22 protein-coding genes are annotated in these 18575 nt (G+C 51.2%); 14 read left to right on the top strand and 8 right to left on the bottom strand.

Annotated elements, in window-relative coordinates:
* Positions 1–161: 161 nt before the first annotated feature.
* The gene (locus tag AACS80_RS17520; RefSeq protein ID WP_138183893.1) at positions 162–992 is read left to right on the top strand and encodes a hypothetical protein; all 831 of its coding nucleotides are present in this window, start codon (positions 162–164) and stop codon (positions 990–992) included.
* Between the two features lie 74 nt (positions 993–1066).
* Here the strand turns inward: AACS80_RS17520 and rpoH are convergent, their stop codons facing one another.
* From rpoH to ftsY, 4 genes are all read right to left on the bottom strand, one after another.
* On the bottom strand, positions 1067–1921 hold the full coding sequence (gene rpoH, locus AACS80_RS17515) for an RNA polymerase sigma factor RpoH (RefSeq protein ID WP_000130217.1): 855 nt from the start codon (positions 1919–1921) through the stop codon (positions 1067–1069).
* A gap of 244 nt (positions 1922–2165) precedes the next feature.
* Positions 2166–3224: a permease-like cell division protein FtsX gene (ftsX, locus tag AACS80_RS17510; RefSeq protein ID WP_130209080.1), complete on the bottom strand. Its 1059-nt coding sequence runs from the start codon at positions 3222–3224 to the stop codon at positions 2166–2168.
* Positions 3217–3885, bottom strand: coding sequence for a cell division ATP-binding protein FtsE (ftsE, locus tag AACS80_RS17505; protein ID WP_000617723.1), 669 nt, complete (start codon positions 3883–3885; stop codon positions 3217–3219). The genes ftsX and ftsE overlap by 8 nt, the downstream gene beginning before the upstream one ends.
* 2 nt (positions 3886–3887) lie before the next feature.
* On the bottom strand, positions 3888–5426 hold the full coding sequence (gene ftsY, locus AACS80_RS17500; protein WP_138183892.1) for a signal recognition particle-docking protein FtsY: 1539 nt from the start codon (positions 5424–5426) through the stop codon (positions 3888–3890).
* Positions 5427–5575: 149 nt separating this feature from the next.
* Here ftsY and rsmD point away from each other — a divergent pair, with 149 nt between their 5' ends.
* Together rsmD and AACS80_RS17490 are read left to right on the top strand one after the other, a co-directional pair.
* Complete coding sequence (gene rsmD, locus AACS80_RS17495; protein WP_130209084.1) at positions 5576–6172, top strand: 16S rRNA (guanine(966)-N(2))-methyltransferase; 597 nt, start codon at positions 5576–5578, stop codon at positions 6170–6172.
* A complete protein-coding gene (locus tag AACS80_RS17490; RefSeq protein WP_135493071.1) occupies positions 6162–6431 on the top strand; it encodes a DUF1145 family protein in 270 nt (89 codons plus the stop codon). Before rsmD ends, AACS80_RS17490 begins: the two co-directional genes overlap by 11 nt.
* Before the next feature lie 2 nt (positions 6432–6433).
* On the opposite strand, the gene AACS80_RS17485 is transcribed toward AACS80_RS17490, so the two are convergent.
* Positions 6434–6793: a DUF2500 domain-containing protein gene (locus AACS80_RS17485; RefSeq protein WP_135410753.1), complete on the bottom strand. Its 360-nt coding sequence runs from the start codon at positions 6791–6793 to the stop codon at positions 6434–6436.
* 141 nt (positions 6794–6934) lie between these two features.
* Here AACS80_RS17485 and AACS80_RS17480 point away from each other — a divergent pair, with 141 nt between their 5' ends.
* Together AACS80_RS17480 and zntA are read left to right on the top strand one after the other, a co-directional pair.
* Positions 6935–7561 carry a lysoplasmalogenase gene (locus AACS80_RS17480; protein ID WP_064527705.1) on the top strand — a complete coding sequence of 209 codons (627 nt, stop codon included), beginning with the start codon at positions 6935–6937 and terminating at the stop codon, positions 7559–7561.
* Positions 7562–7634: 73 nt separating this feature from the next.
* Positions 7635–9833 (top strand): Zn(II)/Cd(II)/Pb(II) translocating P-type ATPase ZntA, encoded by a 2199-nt coding sequence (zntA, locus tag AACS80_RS17475; RefSeq protein ID WP_135410752.1) that lies wholly within the window; start codon positions 7635–7637, stop codon positions 9831–9833.
* Positions 9834–9865: 32 nt separating this feature from the next.
* Here zntA and AACS80_RS17470 read toward each other — a convergent pair whose 3' ends face one another.
* Positions 9866–10174, bottom strand: a complete 309-nt coding sequence (locus AACS80_RS17470; RefSeq protein ID WP_130209092.1) for a hypothetical protein — start codon at positions 10172–10174, stop codon at positions 9866–9868.
* 263 nt (positions 10175–10437) lie between these two features.
* Positions 10438–10683, bottom strand: coding sequence for a sulfurtransferase TusA (tusA, locus tag AACS80_RS17465; RefSeq protein ID WP_000130621.1), 246 nt, complete (start codon positions 10681–10683; stop codon positions 10438–10440).
* Between the two features lie 220 nt (positions 10684–10903).
* On the opposite strand from tusA, the gene AACS80_RS17460 reads away from it, so the two are divergent.
* A complete protein-coding gene (locus tag AACS80_RS17460; protein WP_130209094.1) occupies positions 10904–11569 on the top strand; it encodes a 7-cyano-7-deazaguanine/7-aminomethyl-7-deazaguanine transporter in 666 nt (221 codons plus the stop codon).
* 72 nt (positions 11570–11641) lie between these two features.
* Positions 11642–12199 carry a phage sensitivity protein DcrB gene (gene dcrB / locus AACS80_RS17455; protein WP_130209096.1) on the top strand — a complete coding sequence of 186 codons (558 nt, stop codon included), beginning with the start codon at positions 11642–11644 and terminating at the stop codon, positions 12197–12199.
* Positions 12200–12202: 3 nt separating this feature from the next.
* On the opposite strand, the gene AACS80_RS17450 is transcribed toward dcrB, so the two are convergent.
* Complete coding sequence (locus AACS80_RS17450) at positions 12203–13453, bottom strand: MFS transporter (protein ID WP_138183891.1); 1251 nt, start codon at positions 13451–13453, stop codon at positions 12203–12205.
* Positions 13454–13551: 98 nt separating this feature from the next.
* Here AACS80_RS17450 and AACS80_RS17445 point away from each other — a divergent pair, with 98 nt between their 5' ends.
* The 7 genes from AACS80_RS17445 to AACS80_RS17415 all read left to right on the top strand — a co-directional run bounded on the left by AACS80_RS17445 (position 13552) and on the right by AACS80_RS17415 (position 18573).
* Positions 13552–14601: an AI-2E family transporter gene (locus AACS80_RS17445; protein WP_130209100.1), complete on the top strand. Its 1050-nt coding sequence runs from the start codon at positions 13552–13554 to the stop codon at positions 14599–14601.
* Between the two features lie 391 nt (positions 14602–14992).
* A complete protein-coding gene (locus tag AACS80_RS17440; RefSeq protein ID WP_130209208.1) occupies positions 14993–15370 on the top strand; it encodes a hypothetical protein in 378 nt (125 codons plus the stop codon).
* Positions 15371–15438: 68 nt separating this feature from the next.
* Complete coding sequence (locus tag AACS80_RS17435) at positions 15439–16497, top strand: methyltransferase (RefSeq protein WP_135410751.1); 1059 nt, start codon at positions 15439–15441, stop codon at positions 16495–16497.
* A gap of 40 nt (positions 16498–16537) precedes the next feature.
* Complete coding sequence (locus tag AACS80_RS17430; protein ID WP_135410750.1) at positions 16538–17269, top strand: beta-ketoacyl synthase chain length factor; 732 nt, start codon at positions 16538–16540, stop codon at positions 17267–17269.
* Positions 17257–18078, top strand: coding sequence for a lysophospholipid acyltransferase family protein (locus AACS80_RS17425; RefSeq protein ID WP_131161867.1), 822 nt, complete (start codon positions 17257–17259; stop codon positions 18076–18078). Before AACS80_RS17430 ends, AACS80_RS17425 begins: the two co-directional genes overlap by 13 nt.
* On the top strand, positions 18053–18310 hold the full coding sequence (locus AACS80_RS17420) for a phosphopantetheine-binding protein (RefSeq protein WP_047643688.1): 258 nt from the start codon (positions 18053–18055) through the stop codon (positions 18308–18310). Before AACS80_RS17425 ends, AACS80_RS17420 begins: the two co-directional genes overlap by 26 nt.
* 11 nt (positions 18311–18321) lie before the next feature.
* On the top strand, positions 18322–18573 hold the full coding sequence (locus AACS80_RS17415) for an acyl carrier protein (protein WP_000139646.1): 252 nt from the start codon (positions 18322–18324) through the stop codon (positions 18571–18573).
* The last annotated feature ends 2 nt before the right edge of the window (positions 18574–18575 follow it).

The following is an 18575-nucleotide window of genomic DNA, read 5'->3' as shown; positions in this document are numbered from 1 at the left end:
CTCTCGGTAAAAGAAGCCTTCAACATTAAAGAATTCGACATACTGGCAAATAGGCTATTTTAATTTCAGCATGCACCTAAATAAAAACCTCATTAAGATATTCAACCAAAAAATTCTCGTGTACAATTTTTAAAATTCCCCACCCATGAGGATAATATTAAATGGAATTATCAGATAACCTAAAAAAAGCTATAACTCTGCTTTATAGTTCCGGTAATTATAGTGACAAAGATTATGAGCAGAGATACATAAAGGCGGTCAAGATACTTAAGAAGGAATCTCAAAATGGGGATGCTAATGCAATCTATTTTCTGTCACGCACATATTTCGGAGAGCAATATATTCCCAATGTCAGCGTAGGTGAAAAGTATGAGAATAGTCAACTTGGTTATCAGTTCCTCCGGCAGAGTTTTGACCAGCGAAGCCCATTTGCCATTATTAATGGCGCATTGCGCGTTTCATGCGGGATCACCGATGAAGCGATAAGGAATCTCATTGCAGAAGAGCCGAAGGCGTTTTCTCAAGCCATAGCACAAATAGAAGAGTGGGCAGATAATGGAAATTATTTTGCTAACTATATTTTAGCAAGTTTTTTCTACTGGGGTGACAACCAATTATTTGGCGATACAAATCATCGGGATGATTTAGCATTAAAATATTATTCAAAGGCTCAAAAAAATGGGATGATCGTTGATAATTTCGCTTATAACATATTAGATACTGTTGTGAATCTCGAGAATGAAACAGAACTAACTCGATGGTATAAAATTATCGCGAACTCAGGTTACCCAGATAAAACAATTGTAAGCATGTTGGACATAGCGAATAATCCGTGGGCACATGCGATGGTTTATCTCTATGGCTTTGGCAGAGATATTGATGTCAGCAAAGCGTATAAAATCTGTAAGCGAAACAAAATCAGGTCGCTACTAACAAATTTCATTAAGACCGGATTTTTTTCTTCTCCAATTTACAATTATCCCCAAACATGATTAACGCAATGACATAAGATTCCCCCTGGACTCGCATCCAGGGGTTATAGGATACTGCTTAACGCGTTGTGCAGTTACGCTTCAATAGCAGCGCGCAGTTTTTTCATCGCGTTCTTTTCCAGCTGACGCACACGCTCAGCGGAAACACCGTAACGGTCAGCCAGTTCCTGCAACGTGGACTTGTTGTCTTCGTCCAGCCAGCGCGCGCGGATGATGTCCTGGCTACGCTCGTCCAGACCTTGCATCGCATCGGTCAGGCGGTTTGCCGCCTGCTCTTCCCAGTTATCATCTTCAATGCCGTCGGCAAAGTTGGATGATTTATCCTGCAGATAGAGCACCGGAGCCATCGGCTGGCTATCGGAATCGTCGTCGGAAGACAGGTCAAAGGTCATGTCCTGTGCCGCCATACGCGACTCCATCTCACGCACGTCTTTGCTGGTTACGCCCAGTTCACGGGCCACCATTTCGACTTCATCCTGGTTAAACCAGCCCAGACGCTGCTTGGTTTTACGCAGGTTGAAGAACAGTTTGCGTTGCGCTTTGGTGGTCGCAACTTTGACGATACGCCAGTTACGCAGAACGTATTCGTGGATCTCTGCTTTGATCCAGTGAACGGCGAAGGAGACCAGGCGCACACCCACTTCCGGGTTAAAACGGCGCACTGCTTTCATCAGGCCGATGTTACCTTCCTGAATCAAATCCGCCTGTGGCAGGCCATAGCCCGCATAATTACGAGCAATATGAACAACAAACCGCAGGTGAGACAGGATCAGCGTTTTAGCTGCTTCCAGATCGCCATGGTAATGCAGCTTTTCAGCCAGCGCCCGCTCCTCGTCAGCCGACAACATCGGCCACGCGTTAGCTGCCCGGATGTAGGAATCCAGGTTGCCAACAGGGGCTAAAGCTAAACTTTGCATTTTGTCAGTCATTCAAATCCTCTCAATCGATATCTTCTGGCGCCTCAGTGGTAGCAACAACTGTGCCAGAGCTTAAGAGCAATGAGGTTATCATTCACTGTTTTATCAGACCGTGATTTTATCCACAAGTTCAATGCAACGCTGTGAATAAATTACGCACAAAATGTGACATAGAGATGAAATACCGGGAAGAGACAACGGGGTCTCTTTCCCTGCTACGGAACCCATTGCAGGGAAAGAGTATAACACGCTTTTATTATTCAGGCGTAAAATGGCGTAAATGTTGTACCGTGGCAAGCCAGGCTGCCACCCAGCCAATCATCGAACACACCAGCAGCAAAAGCAGACATTCATCGAAAGATAAGCCATTGATATCAAACTTCGTTCCGAAAACCTGCGCCACTTCCGCCACCGCTGACGACAAACGCAGTACCAGAATTTCTGACAAAATTAATGACAACAATGCGCCAGAAAATCCCAGCAGCGCACCGCCGTACAGGAACGGGCGAAGGATGAAACCATCTGTCGCACCAATCAGTTTCTGCACGTTGATGGAGTCACGGCGAGCAAATATGCTCAGACGTACGCTGTTGCCGATGACGAGGAACACAGCCGCCACCATCAATACGCCGATCATCGCCGAAACGCGCCCCACCAGCCCGGTCAACGCCGCCAGACGGGCAAACCAGCTGTCATCCATCCGCACTTCGTCAATGCCGTTAATCTGAGTGATTCGATCGCGCAGCGTATTCAGTGACTCCGTCCCCTGAAAATCGAGTTTCGGGATCACCACCGCTACTGCCGGAAGCGGGTTTTCTTCCAGCATATCCAGCGCACCACCAAAGCCAGACCAGTTACGGAACTCGCCCAGTGCGTCTTCACGAGAAAGATAGTTCACTTTCTCCACGCCCTGCTCGGCCTGTAGCTGCGCCACTACGCCTGCTGCGGCGTCATCATCCAGTGTTTTTTGTAGATAAACGGTGATTTGTGGTGACGGATAATACTGCGTCGCCGCCTGGTTAACGTTTTTGTACACCATATAACAGACGCTTGGCAGCGTCAGGGAGATGGCGATGACCATCACGGTTAGAAACGTGGCGAACGGTTTGCTTTTCAGATCCTGCAAAGCGCCGTGGAACGCATAGCGCACCTGTTCGTTGAAAACGTTGGTTTTGCGATTTGCCGGTTTTGGCGAGGACTTCGCGCGTTTCGGCGCGTTACGCCCACCGTCGCCAGAGCCGCCAGCCGATTTACGGAAGCGATCAAGACGCCCGCCAAACTGCCGGATATGATTGATTGCATCGCGCTTATTCATGGCCCACGCCTCCATGCAAGTGACCATCGCTCAGGGTGAGCATGCGATAGGAACGTCGTGAAATCAGGTTGATGTCGTGTGTAGCCATCAATACTGTTACCCCAACGCGATTAAACTCTTCAAACAGACGTAAAATCCCTTCTGACAGCGCATCATCCAGGTTACCGGTCGGTTCGTCCGCCAGCAGTACCGCAGGTTTGTTCACCACCGCGCGGGCAATGCCAACGCGCTGCTGTTCACCGCCAGAAAGCTGTATTGGAAAGTTTTTCGCTTTGTCCAGTAGCCCGACTTTGTCCAGCGCCGCCGATACACGGCGACGAATATCGTCACCGCTGGCACCGGCGATAATCAACGGGATCGCCACGTTATCATAGACAGTACGGTCCATCAGTAGATGGTGATCCTGGAAAATCATGCCGATCTGGCGGCGCAGAAACGGAACTTCACGGTTTTTCAGACGCGTGATGTCATGGCCGCTAAACCAGATTTTCCCGGCGCTTGGCCGCTCAATCCCACAGATCAGCTTCAGGAGGGTACTTTTCCCTGCACCGGAATGACCGGTCAGAAACGCCATCTCACCCGGCTGCATATGAAACGTAACGCCCTGCAGCGCCTGTCTCCCACCGAGATAAGCCTTGCTGACATGTTCAAAGCGAATCATTGTTAATCCTCTCGGGCAAAAAGTGCCTCTATAAAGTCGTCCGCCTTAAACGGACGCAAATCCTCAATACGTTCGCCGACACCAATATAGCGGATAGGAATACCAAACTGGTCAGCCACCGAGAAAATTACCCCGCCTTTCGCCGTGCCGTCCAGTTTCGTTAACGTGATGCCGGTTAAGCCAACCGCTTCGTGGAACAATTTGGCCTGGCTTACCGCATTCTGCCCGGTGCTGGCATCGATAGTCAGCATAACTTCATGCGGGGCTTCAACGTCGAGTTTCTTCATCACGCGGACGATTTTCTTCAGCTCTTCCATCAGGTGCGATTTGTTCTGCAAGCGTCCGGCGGTATCGGCAATCAGAACGTCAACATTACGCGCCTTCGCAGCCTGAATGGCGTCGAAGATAACAGAGGCGGAATCCGCACCAGTATGCTGGGCAATCACCGGGATATTGTTGCGCTGCCCCCAGACCTGAAGCTGCTCAACCGCTGCCGCACGGAAAGTATCGCCCGCCGCCAGCATGACAGATTTACCTTGCTGTTCAAACTGACGCGCCAGCTTGCCAATCGTCGTGGTTTTCCCCACGCCATTGACGCCGACCATCAGGATCACAAACGGCGCTTTGCCTTCGACGTTCAGTGGTTCATCGACTTTCGCCAGAATCTCGCCCATCTCTTCTTTCAGCAGGCCATAGAGCGCCTCGGCGTCACGAAGCTGCTTGCGGGATGCGCCTTCTGTCAGATTGGTGATAATTTTACGCGTCGTTTCCACGCCCACATCGGCGATCAAAAGCTGTTCTTCCAGCTCTTCAAACAGATCATCGTCGATTTTTTTACCGCGGAACAGGCTGATAAATCCGGAACCGAGATTTTCTTTGGTTTTTAACAGGCTGCGTTTCAGGCGCGCGAAGAAACCTTCTTTGGTCGGTTTTTCTTGCTCCTGGGCAATTTCTTCCACCGGCTGCTCTTCTTCTGCCGGAGGAACCACCATCACCGCCTCTTCTGCCGCTTCGGCAGCCAGCGCCTGTGCTTCCAGCTCTTCGTCGGTGATTTCTTCTTTAGCCGCTTCTTCTTGCGCCGCTTCGACAATCTCCACGGTTTCCGCTTCTGCCTGCCATTCTTCTGGCGAAACCTCTTCGGCGTTGACGTCTTCCGGCAACGGCAGCTCTTCACGCTCGATAGCCACTGGCTCCGGCGTGACTTCAGGTTCAACTACCGGTGCTGGCGATTCTTCCACTACGAGTTCTGGCTGCGCACTGGCTTCCGCTTCGACAACAGCTTCAGGCTGCACTTTCTCGCTTTCGGCAACCTGTTCCGTCACTTCCACCACTTCGGCAGCAAAAGTTTCCGCCTCGGCTTCAGTATGGGACTGCGGCAACTCCTCAACAGGTTGTTCAGCAACCTTCGCAGGCTCTTCTGCCTGGACAGTTTCTTCTACAACCGATTGATCATTTTGGACTTCTGTCTCTTTTTCCGGGGTCTGCTCTTTTTGACCAAAGCCCAGCCAGGAAAAAAAGCCACGTTTTTTTTCTTTCGCCATCTGCGACTACACTCCTCGCTGTTGCTTCATGGCACAGCGTTAACGCTATGTACATAGCAGCTAAAAAAATGATGAAATAGTCTATCACTTAACTGAATACACATCACCGCCTGCAATTATGTGTTATCTGGCGGATTGAGCAATTTATCATGAAAAAACCGAATCATTCCGGTAGCGGCCAAATCCGCATTATTGGCGGGCAGTGGCGAGGCCGTAAACTCCCGGTTCCGGACAGCCCAGGCCTGCGCCCCACCACCGATCGCGTGCGCGAAACGTTATTTAACTGGCTGGCTCCGGTTATCGTCGATGCGCAATGTCTGGATTGCTTCGCCGGTAGCGGCGCGCTGGGGCTGGAAGCCTTGTCTCGCTACGCTGCGGGCGCCACGCTGATTGAGATGGATCGTGCGGTGCATCAGCAATTAATCAAGAATCTGGCAACCCTGAAAGCAGATAATGCGCGGGTGGTTAACAGCAATGCAATGTCATTCCTGGCGCAAAAAGGCACACCGCATAATATCGTGTTTGTCGATCCGCCATTCCGCCGTGGCTTGTTGGAAGAAACCATTAATTTACTGGAAGATAACGGCTGGCTGGCTGACGAAGCCTGGATATATGTCGAGAGTGAAGTAGAAAATGGCCTGCCTACTGTTCCGGCAAACTGGTCGTTATATCGGGAAAAAGTGGCGGGTCAAGTTGCTTATCGGTTGTATCAGCGTGAAACACAAGGAGAAAGTGATGCTGATTAATATTGGACGTTTGTTAATGCTTTGCGTATGGGGATTTTTAATCCTCAATCTTGTTCAGCCATTTCCGCGACCGCTGAATATTTTCGTTAACGTGGCGCTGATTTTTATGGTGCTGATGCATGGTTTGCAACTGGCATTACTGAAATCCACTTTGCCGAAAGATGGCCCGCAGATGACCACCGCCGAAAAGGTGCGTATTTTCCTTTTCGGCGTGTTTGAACTGCTGGCCTGGCAGAAGAAATTTAAAGTTAAAAAATAACCTTATTCTTCGCCAACAAAGCTGACAAAACGCGTGCCTTTATAGCTCAGCGTACCTTTATCGCCCACTGTCAGGGCGTGGTACTGCTGGGCGTCGAGGCGGAACGTCTGCTCCAGTCCACCGCTTTGCGGTTTGAAGCTTGCCTCATAGCGCACACTGGTGCCAGCTGGAGTCACTTCCTGCTGGCGCGAACGGCGATCGTTAATTGGTTTTTCCCGCTTGTTACTCACCACCACCAGCTTTTGCTGGAGCGGTGCCATATCATTATCAACTTTTTCCCGCCGCTGCTGCATAAAGCGAAACGATGCAGCGACAACAATTAAGCCAATGATAACAATAAAGAAAAGAGGTGGTTTACTCATCTTTGTACCTTATCGGAAAATGCGGAAATAAGCATACCCTGCCCGTTATGGTGTTGTCATCTGTCCGCCCTCGCCACTAAACTGAATAGCAAGACTGTAGGCATTCCGCTTACTAAATAATAACGAATTCAAGGAACTAAGATGCTTTGGTCGTTTATCGCTGTCTGTCTTTCCGCATGGCTATCTGTGGATGCCTCCTATCGTGGTTCAACCTGGCAACGCTGGGTGTTTAAGCCGTTAACTCTTCTTCTCCTGCTATTACTGGCCTGGCAAGCGCCGATGTTCGACGCCATTAGCTATCTGGTGCTGGCGGGGCTATGTGCGTCGCTGCTGGGCGATGCGCTAACGCTATTGCCACGTCAGCGTCTGATGTACGCCATTGGCGCATTTTTCCTCTCGCACCTGCTGTACACCATCTATTTCGCCAGCCAGATGACGCTCTCTTTCTTCTGGCCATTGCCGCTGGTGCTGCTGGTACTGGGCGCGCTGTTGCTGGCCATTATCTGGACACGCCTGGAAGAGTTACGTTGGCCCATTTGTACCTTTGTCGGTATGACGCTGGTGATGGTGTGGCTGGCAGGTGAACTGTGGTTCTTCCGTCCGACCGCTCCGGCGCTCTCTGCGTTTGTCGGCGCTTCGTTACTGTTTATCAGCAACTTTGTCTGGCTGGGTAGCCACTATCGCCGACGCTTCCGGGCCGATAACGCCATTGCTGCCGCCTGCTACTTTGCTGGTCACTTCCTCATCGTCCGCTCGCTGTATCTCTGATAAAACTTGACTCTGGAGTCGACTCCAGAGTGTATCCTTCGGTTAATGAGAAAAAACTTAACCGGAGGATGCCATGTCGACTCCTGACAATCTCGGCAAGAAAGCCCCCCAATTTGCTGCGTTCAAACCGCTAACACCGGTAAAGAACGCCAACGACTGTTGCTGCGACGGCGCATGTTCCAGTACGCCAACACTCTCCGAAAACGTCTCCGGCAACCGCTATAGCTGGAAAGTCAGCGGCATGGACTGTGCCGCCTGTGCGCGCAAGGTAGAAAATGCCGTGCGCCAGCTTGCAGGCGTGAATCAGGTGCAGGTGTTGTTCGCCACCGAGAAGCTGGTGGTTGATGCCGACAATGACATCCGTGCACAAGTTGAATCTGCGGTGCAAAAAGCAGGCTATTCCCTGCGCGATGAACAGGCCGCCGACGAACCGCAAGCATCGCGCCTGAAAGAGAATCTGCCGCTGATTACGCTTATCGTGATGATGGCAATCAGTTGGGGACTGGAGCAGTTCAATCATCCGTTTGGTCAACTGGCGTTTATCGCGACCACGCTGGTTGGGCTGTACCCAATTGCTCGTCAGGCATTACGGCTGATCAAATCCGGCAGTTACTTTGCTATTGAAACGTTAATGAGCGTAGCCGCCATTGGTGCGCTGTTTATTGGCGCAACGGCTGAAGCTGCGATGGTGTTGCTGCTGTTTTTGATTGGCGAACGACTGGAAGGCTGGGCCGCCAGCCGCGCGCGTCAAGGGGTCAGCGCGTTAATGGCGCTGAAACCAGAAACCGCCACGCGCCTGCGTAACGGTGAGCGGGAAGAGGTGGCGATCAATAGCCTGCGCCCTGGCGATGTGATTGAAGTTGCGGCAGGTGGGCGTTTGCCTGCCGACGGTAAACTGCTCTCACCGTTTGCCAGTTTTGATGAAAGCGCCCTGACCGGCGAATCCATTCCTGTGGAGCGCGCGACGAGCGATAAAGTTCCTGCAGGCGCCACCAGCGTAGACCGTCTGGTAACGCTGGAAGTGCTGTCAGAACCGGGTGCCAGCGCCATTGACCGGATTCTGAAACTGATCGAAGAAGCCGAAGAGCGCCGCGCGCCCATTGAGCGGTTTATCGACCGTTTCAGCCGTATCTATACGCCCGCGATTATGGCCGTCGCTCTGTTGGTAACGCTGGTTCCGCCGCTGCTGTTTGCCGCAAGCTGGCAGGAGTGGATTTATAAAGGGCTGACGCTGCTACTGATTGGTTGCCCGTGTGCGTTAGTTATCTCCACGCCCGCGGCGATTACCTCCGGGCTGGCGGCGGCGGCACGTCGTGGGGCATTGATTAAAGGTGGCGCGGCGCTGGAACAGCTAGGTCGCGTTACCCAGGTGGCGTTTGATAAAACCGGAACGCTGACCGTCGGGAAACCACGCGTTACCGCCATCCATCCGGCAACGGGTATTAGCGAATCTGAACTGCTGACACTGGCGGCGGCGGTCGAGCAAGGCGCAACGCATCCACTTGCGCAAGCCATAGTTCGTGAAGCACAGGTCGCTGCACTCGCTATTCCCGCCGCCGAGTCACAGCGGGCGCTGGTCGGGTCCGGCATTGAAGCGCAGGTTAACGGTGAGCGCGTATTGATTTGCGCTGCCGGGAAACATCCCGCTGAAGCATTTGCTGGTTTGATTAGCGAACTGGAAAGCGCCGGGCAAACGGTAGTGCTGGTAGTACGTAACGATGACGTACTTGGTGTCATTGCATTGCAGGACACCCTGCGCGCCGATGCCGCAACTGCTATCAATGAACTGAACGCGCTGGGCGTCAAAGGGGTGATCCTCACTGGCGATAATCCACGCGCAGCGGCGGCAATCGCCGGGGAGCTGGGGCTGGAGTTTAAAGCGGGCCTGTTGCCGGAAGATAAAGTCAAAGCGGTGACCGAGCTGAATCAACATGCGCCGCTGGCAATGGTCGGTGACGGTATTAACGACGCGCCAGCAATGAAAGCTGCCGCCATCGGAATTGCAATGGGTAGCGGCACAGACGTGGCGCTGGAAACCGCCGACGCAGCATTAACCCATAATCACCTGCGCGGCCTGGTGCAGATGATTGAACTGGCGCGCGCCACTCACGCTAATATCCGCCAGAACATCACCATTGCGCTGGGGCTGAAAGGGATCTTCCTCGTCACGACGCTGTTAGGGATGACCGGCCTGTGGCTGGCGGTGCTGGCAGATACGGGGGCAACGGTGCTGGTGACGGCGAATGCGTTAAGGTTGTTGCGCAGGAGATAAAGGTGTTGCCTGATAGCCTCTGGCTATCAGGCTTAGTGCTGAGGCGGGAACGGCAGCATGGTCAGGAAAGCGTAATATAGCGCTAACATCAGAATGACGGAGATAACACTGAATGCAGCAACCAGACGGGATGCTAATGATGGCCTTTTGAACATCAACCACAGGGCATAAGCAAGCCCGACACCGCTAAGTAAAGGTAAAAAAATCATTAACCAGAGCCAACCACAGGCAAGTACCCCCAGCCATCCCCCCATGATGATAAAAACAGGCATCAGCCAATTGGGGGCGAACATCGCCAGCAATCCCAGCAATCCCAGACAAACTGGAATTAAATAATCCATTTGTGCATTCCATTACACTTGCGTGCCGGACGCGGCGTGAACGCCTTATCTGGCCTACACAGAGCATCGAACTCGTAGGCATGATAAGACACGGCAGCGTCGCATCAGGCATTGCGCACCGTATCGCAGATGCAGCTTGAACGCTTTATCCGTCCTGCAAACCGGTTGCAAGCCGCAACATTGAGCACGTTCGGTCCCCTCGCCCCTCTGGGGAGAAGGTTAGGGTGAGAGGAAAAGGCGGCATCGAAGCCAATCAGCCCCTATCAACCGCCTTTACGAATCAAATAACGATAAGGCAAGCCATCCGTCTCTTTAGCAACCAGTTCGTGTTCCATAAAGGTACAAAACCCAGGAATATCTCGGGTCGTCGCCGGATCGTCGGCGATAATCAGTAACGTTTCGCCAGGCTGCATATTGCGCACGGTTTTGCGCACCATCATCACCGGTTCCGGGCAGCGCAGGCCAAGCGCGTCGAGTGTGTGGTCAGGGCTGGAAAAGAGATCGGTCATTTTCTTCTCATCACATAAAAAAACGGCGCTAGTTTACGCTCTGTATGTCCGTTAGCAAACCAGGTTAACGATTGCGTGAAAATTAACCATTGCATTGTCAACGTAAAGCAGTATCATGCGGCGGCTCGAAAAAAGGGTAAGCACGTTATTATGTTAAGGTAACAGACGTGTCGTACGTATTGGGTTCCCTCACCCCAATGGCTAATCAAAAAGGTACAATATGAACGTTTCCTCACAAACTCAACGCTATAAGGCGTTGTTCTGGTTATCGTTATTTCATCTGCTGGTGATCACCTCCAGTAACTATCTGGTTCAGCTTCCTGTCTCCATTTTTGGTTTTCATACCACCTGGGGCGCGTTTAGCTTTCCGTTTATTTTCCTTGCTACCGACCTGACCGTGCGTATTTTTGGCGCACCGCTGGCCCGTCGTATCATCTTTGCGGTGATGATCCCGGCGTTATTGATCTCCTATGTCATCTCGTCGCTGTTCTATATGGGTTCATGGCAGGGATTCGGCGCTCTCGCCCACTTCAACCTGTTTGTCGCCCGTATCGCTGCCGCCAGTTTTATGGCCTACGCACTGGGGCAGATCCTCGACGTGCATGTATTTAACCGCCTGCGCCAGAATCGCCGCTGGTGGCTGGCACCGACGGCGTCCACACTGTTCGGTAACGTCAGTGACACATTGGCCTTCTTCTTCATTGCTTTCTGGCGTAGTCCGGATGCCTTTATGGCCGAACACTGGATGGAAATCGCGCTGGTTGATTACTGTTTCAAAGTGTTAATCAGCATCGTTTTTTTCCTGCCAATGTATGGCGTATTACTCAATATGCTATTGAAAAGACTGGCAGATAAATCCGAAATCAACGCTTTGCAGGCCAGTTAAAGGTTCGTTATCAGACTTGTGATAAGATGGATGAATGAGCCGTTATGGCCGTTTATCGAAAGGAAGATGTCAATGCGCAATCTGGTTAAATATGTCGGAATTGGCCTGCTGGTTATGGGGCTTGCGGCCTGTGATGATAAAGACACTAACGCTACAGCGGAAGGTACAGTCGCGGAAAGTAACGCTACCGCGAATCCCGTCAACCTGCTTGATGGCAAGTTAAGCTTCTCGCTGCCAGCGGATATGACCGACCAGAGCGGTAAGCTGGGAACACAGGCCAATAACATGCACGTCTGGTCCGACGCCACCGGGCAGAAAGCGGTGATTGTTATTATGGGCGATGATCCGAAAGAAGACCTGGCTGTGCTGGCGAAGCGTCTGGAAGATCAGCAACGTAGCCGCGATCCACAGCTGCAAGTGGTGACCAACAAAGCCATTGAGCTGAAAGGTCACAAAATGCAGCAGTTAGACAGCGTTATCTCTGCTAAAGGCCAGACGGCGTACTCTTCCGTCATTCTGGGTAACGTGGGCAACCAACTGCTGACAATGCAAATCACACTGCCTGCTGACGATCAGCAAAAAGCGCAGACCACCGCAGAAAACATCATTAACACGCTGGTTATTCAGTAAGTTTTAAGATGACGAAACGGCCTCAGGTGCTTCCACCGGAGGCCGTTTTTTTAATCGCCACGTCAGCAATAACGCGATTGCGACCAGCCCCGCCGCCGCCAGATAAATCACCGGTACGCCCGCCCAACTCATCACCAGCCCTGCCAGTGGTCCGGTCACGCCAAGCGATAAATCCATAAATACGGTGTAGGTTGCCAGCGCCGCCCCCTGATTCTGCTGCGGCACCGCTTTGACCGCCACTACGCCCAATGCCGGGAACACCAGCGAAAAGCCCACCCCCGCCAGTAAGACGCCGATTTTCGCCATCCACGGCATAGTCGCCACGCCAACCAGCAGCAGGCCGATTATCTCAACGCTAAAGCAGAGCATCGCCACGTTTAAGCCACCAATGCGGTTTATGCCGTTAGGGAATAACAATCGCGTTCCAACAAACGCACAGCTAAACAACGTCAGCGCGAAGGCCGCACCGTCCCAGCCCTTAGCGTCATAAAACAGTGTGATAAAGGTGGCGATAACGCCAAACCCGGCGGAAGCCAACGCCAGCGCCATACCGTACAGCCAGACGCGCCCAAGCACCGCGCGAAACGGCAAAGGTTTGCCTTTACTGGCTTTCACCGTCGGACGCGGTATTGCCAACAAAATAGCCACCAGCGCCACGCCCATAATGATTAATGCTAACGCCTGCAAACCGCCCCAGTGATAAAACACCACACCTAACGGCGCGCCCATCGCCATCGCCCCGTAAGTGACAATACCATTCCACGAAATCACTCGCCCGATATGCAGCGAACCGACCACGCCAACGCCCCACAGTGTCGACCCCGTTCCGGCAAAACTTTGCCCAATCCCAAGAATCACGCGCCCCAGGCAAAGTAATAACAGACTGATAATTGGCAGACTGGCGGTTAACCCAGCCACCAGATAACCCAGCCCGCTCAAAAAGCAGCCGCACAAACCGAAGACGACAATCTTTTTTGGCCCCAGCAAATCAGCATAACGCCCGGCATGAGGACGACTCAGCAACGTGGCGAAATATTGCAGACTGATAACCAACCCCGCCCAGAAGGCGCTAAAGCCCATCACATCATGGACATAGCCCGGTAGCACGGCGAGCGGTAACCCAATGGTCAGATAGCTGGCGAAGTTAAACATGACAATGGAGACAATGCGCAAATTCAGGCGCATTCCGTTAAGCGCCGGTTCGGCAACAGGTACGGGCATGAGGAGCACCACATTTTTACAACAGTGTTTCATTTTTACCACGTGGTGGCGTGTAAATCAGCAAGAAGAATCAGAATATTGCTGGCGTGACTCCCGCTACACTTAATACAAAAAGTCATAAGGAAGCCCCAATGGAAACATCTCAACCCGATAAAACGGGCATGCACATTCTACTCAAGCTGGCTTCACTGGTAGTAATCCTCGCAGGTATTCACGCAGCGGCAGATATCATTGTGCAATTGTTACTGGCGCTGTTTTTCGCCATCGTCCTCAATCCACTGGTGACCTGGTTTATTCGTCGCGGAGTTCAGCGTCCCGTTGCCATTACGATTGTGGTCGTAGTGATGTTGATTGCGCTTACTGCGCTGGTCGGTGTGCTGGCGGCATCGTTTAACGAATTCATCTCTATGCTGCCGAAATTTAATAAGGAGCTGACGCGCAAGCTTTTTAAATTGCAGGAGATGCTGCCTTTTCTTAATTTGCATATGTCGCCGGAACGAATGTTGCAGCGGATGGATTCAGAAAAAGTGGTTACCTTCACCACCGCTTTAATGACCGGGCTTTCCGGGGCAATGGCGAGCGTACTTCTGCTGGTGATGACCGTTGTTTTTATGCTGTTTGAAGTACGCCACGTCCCTTACAAAATGCGCTTTGCGTTGAATAACCCACAGATTCACATCGCCGGATTACACCGCGCATTAAAAGGCGTTTCGCATTATCTGGCATTAAAAACGCTGCTAAGTTTATGGACGGGCGTTATCGTCTGGCTGGGGCTGGCGCTGATGGGCGTGCAGTTTGCGCTGATGTGGGCGGTACTGGCGTTTTTACTCAACTACGTCCCCAATATCGGCGCGGTAATTTCCGCCGTACCGCCAATGATTCAGGTGCTGCTGTTTAATGGTGTTTACGAATGTATTCTGGTCGGCGCATTGTTTTTAGTTGTCCATATGGTCATCGGCAATATTTTAGAACCACGGATGATGGGCCATCGCCTGGGGATGTCCACCATGGTGGTATTTCTTTCGTTGTTGGTTTGGGGATGGCTGCTCGGTCCGGTAGGGATGCTACTTTCGGTGCCATTAACCAGCGTCTGTAAAATCTGGATGGAAACCACGAAAGGCGGTAGCAAACTTGCGATTTTACTGGGGCCAGGCAGACCGAAAAGTCGGTTACCGGGGTAATAGCGCACCCTGATCAGACAATGGCCACCGTTTATCTAACGGTGGCCATTTGATTCGAGAAAATGATGCAATATTATTCAGAAAATTAATTTCTAAAAACCACTCCTTAAGTCAAATATATAAACACCAAATAATCATTAAATTCCCATCCCAGAGAACGCACTGATTATATTGTGTTATTTTTATTGCCTCATTTTTCTCACTCACTTATAGTTGGTCCCCGCTGGCAGTAATTTAGTCATCTCAAAATGATTTGTTCTGATGTGCACTTACTGACTTATCTCATAAGTAAATTTTTCGCTAAATAAAGAATAGTGATACCAGCAATTACAGTTAAATCCTGCTTTACTCGTAAAAACAATACTTTAATGGGGCTTTAATGAAACACTACATGAAATGGTTTGCTGCTATTGCTGTTGTCGGCGCTTTAGCGGGTTGTGCGCGTACTGCACCAATTGATCAAGTCCACTCAACCGTCAGCGCCGGTCATACCCAGGATCAAGTTAAAAAAGCGATTCTGAAAGCTGGCGTTGAACGCAAATGGATTATGTCCGAAGCCGGACAAGGTGTAATTAAAGCACGTCAACAGTCACGCGATCATTCAGCAGAAATTCGCATTAACTACACGGCATCCAGCTACGATATCAATTATGAAAATAGTCAGAACCTGCAAGCATCAGGCGGACAAATTCATAAAAACTATAATCGCTGGGTCCGCAATCTCGACAAAGATATTCAACTGAATTTGTCGGCTGGCGCAGATTTGTAATTTCCCCTAAAGTCGGGCCGCTTCGGTCCGATAATAATTTAATTCCCTCTTAACAGGTTGTGCCCAACATGTACGAACAGGATTCTCTTAGCGCACTGGATGCGATTACCGAAGCTCAACGCATTGCCTTTGCCCCCATGCTTTTTCAAACAGCTCTCTGCCTGCGTAATGCGGGTGTACTTTCTTATCTGGATCGGCAAGGCAAACATGGCGCAACGCTGTCTGATATCACCGAAAATAGTCATATCAACGAATATGCTGCCAGCGTTCTGTTAGATATGGGCTTAAGCGGGCGAATTATTACCTGCAAAGAGGGAATTTATTACCTGGCGAAAATCGGTCATTACCTCCTGCATGACACCATGACGCGCGTGAATATGGATTTCACCCAGGATGTCTGTTATCAGGGGCTATTCTTCCTCGCCGATTCACTCAATGAAGGCAAACCTTCCGGGTTAAAAGTATTTGGCGACTGGCCGACGATATATCCGGCACTTTCACAATTACCTGACGCCGCCCGTGAAAGCTGGTTCGCGTTTGATCATTACTATTCAGATGGCGCATTTAACGCCGCACTGCCTTATGTATTCGCCAACAACCCCACAACCTTGTACGATGTAGGCGGCAATACCGGTAAGTGGGCTTTGCGCTGCTGTAAATACAACGAAAACATCACCGTTACGTTATTAGATCTGCCACAACAAATCGTGCTCGCCAAAGAAAATATCGCGAATGCAGGCTTTTCTGATCGTATAGATTTCCATGCTGTGGATATGCTAAGCGATGCGCCGTTACCGGGCGAGGCTGATATCTGGTGGATGAGTCAATTTTTAGACTGTTTTTCACCCGAACAAATAATTAGCATACTCAGCAAAGTTGCCAGCGTAATGAAGCCCGGGGCAAAACTTTGCATTATGGAGTTGTTCTGGGATGCGCAGCGGTTTGAAGCGGCATCGTTTAGCCTGAATGCCTCCTCACTTTATTTCACCTGCATGGCAAACGGTAACAGCCGTTTCTATAGCGCAGAGAAATTTTACGACTATCTGAATAAAGCAGGATTTCAGGTAGCAGAGCGCCACGATAATTTAGGCGTTGGGCATACATTATTGATATGCCAAAAGAAATAATCGTCACTTAATAATTTTGGTTTACCGCGGGCGCGCGTTGATGAAATTTACATTAAATATTACCGACTGGAAGGCACTGGCGCCTGGACTCAGCGAAGCCCAGCAATGGCAAGCATGGTCGCGCCAGCCGTGGGCGGTTGACCCTGCTGCACCGTTGGCAAAATTATGCGAATTGCCAATGATGACCGCCCGCCGTCTCAGTTCTGGCAGCAAACTGGCCGTGGAGTGCGGTCTGGCAATGCTACGCCGCCATCAGCCAGACGCCGTTTTGTATACCAGTCGTCATGGCGAACTGGAACGCAATTACCGCATTGTTCATGCACTGGCAACCGAACAAGCACTCTCTCCGACGGACTTCGCGCTCTCCGTACACAACTCTTCCGTGGGCAACCTGACCATTGCGGCCAAACAACCGATCGTTTCGTCATCGCTTTCGGCTGGTCGCGACAGTTTCCAGCAAGGTTTATGTGAAGTGCTTAGCCTGTTACAAGCGGGATACCAGCGCGTGTTGATGGTCGATTTTGATGGCTTTCTGCCTGAGTTCTATCACCCACAACTGCCAGCAGAAATGCCGACCTGGCCGTACGCCGTCGCGCTGGTGATTGAAGCTGGCGATGACTGGCAATGTGAAACACAGCCAGCCATTGCGGGCAATGAAACATCACTGCCGCAAAGCATGTTGTTTTTACAGCACTATTTACAAAACGCTAATAAATTTTCACTGCCTGGCGAGCGCGTGCAATGGCGCTGGAGCCGCAGATGCGTAAGCTGATGTCGCGCCTGGAGTGGGCATGGCGACTGGTTATGACCGGGTTGTGTTTTGCCCTGTTTGGCCTCGGCGGACTACTGCTCTCTGTGGTGTGGTTTAACGTATTGTTAGTTTTGGTGTGGGATACTTCCCGCCGCCGTCGTGTGGCGCGCCGCAGCATTGCCGCCAGTTTTCGTCTGTTTTTAACAGTCGCAAAAGGGCTTGGCGTGCTGGATTATCGGATTGATGGGGCTGAAATTTTACGTCAGGAACGCGGTTGCCTCGTCGTAGCCAATCATCCCACGCTGATCGATTACGTACTGCTGGCGTCAGTCATGCCAGAAACTGACTGCCTGGTGAAAAGCGCGCTGTTAAAAAATCCTTTTCTTGGCGGCGTCGTGCGGGCGGCAGATTATTTAATCAATAGCGAAGCTGAAACCCTCTTACCCCGTTGCCAACAGCGACTGGCACAGGGCGACACTATCTTGATTTTCCCCGAAGGCACGCGAACGAAGCCTGGTGAAAAAATGACGTTGCAGCGCGGGGCAGCGAATATTGCCGTGCGCTGTGCCAGCGATTTACGCATCGTGACGATCGGCTGTAGCGAGCATCTGCTGGATAAACAAAGTAAATGGTATGACGTTCCGCCTGCCAGGCCGTTTTTTACGGTTGAAGTCCGTGGGCGGGTAGAAATCAATAAATTTTACGATGCAACTTCACAAGAACCGGCGCTGGCAGCAAGGCGGTTAAACCGGCATCTTTTGCTTCAATTACAACAAGGTTGTTTACCTCTCTCAGGAATAAATAATGCAAGCGCTTTATCTGGAAATTAAAAATCTCATCATCAGCACCCTCAATCTCGACGAGTTGACTCCTGATGATATCGATACCGATGCGCCGCTGTTCGGCGACGGTTTAGGGCTGGATTCCATCGATGCCCTGGAACTGGGGCTGGCAGTGAAAAATGAATATGGCGTTGTACTTTCCGCGGAAAGTGAAGAGATGCGTCAGCACTTTTTCTCCGTCGCCACTCTGGCCTCTTTCATTGCTGCGCAACGCGCCTGAGGAAAGCCATCATGACAGAACAACAAACCGTCTATCAGGAAGTCTCAGCCCTGCTGGTCAAGCTGTTTGAAATCGATCCGCAGGACATCAAACCTGAAGCGCGCCTGTACGAAGATCTGGAACTGGACAGCATCGACGCCGTTGACATGATTGTGCACCTGCAAAAGAAAACCGGTAAGAAAATCAAGCCGGAAGAGTTTAAAGCAGTGCGTACAGTCCAGGATGTCGTAGAGGCCGTAGAACGCCTGCTACAAGAAGCCTGATC

This window comes from Escherichia sp. E4385 (assembly GCF_963883145.1).
Lineage (GTDB): Bacteria > Pseudomonadota > Gammaproteobacteria > Enterobacterales > Enterobacteriaceae > Escherichia.
Note: the sequence above shows the minus strand (reverse complement) of the source record. Positions and strands in the feature narration are given on the sequence as shown.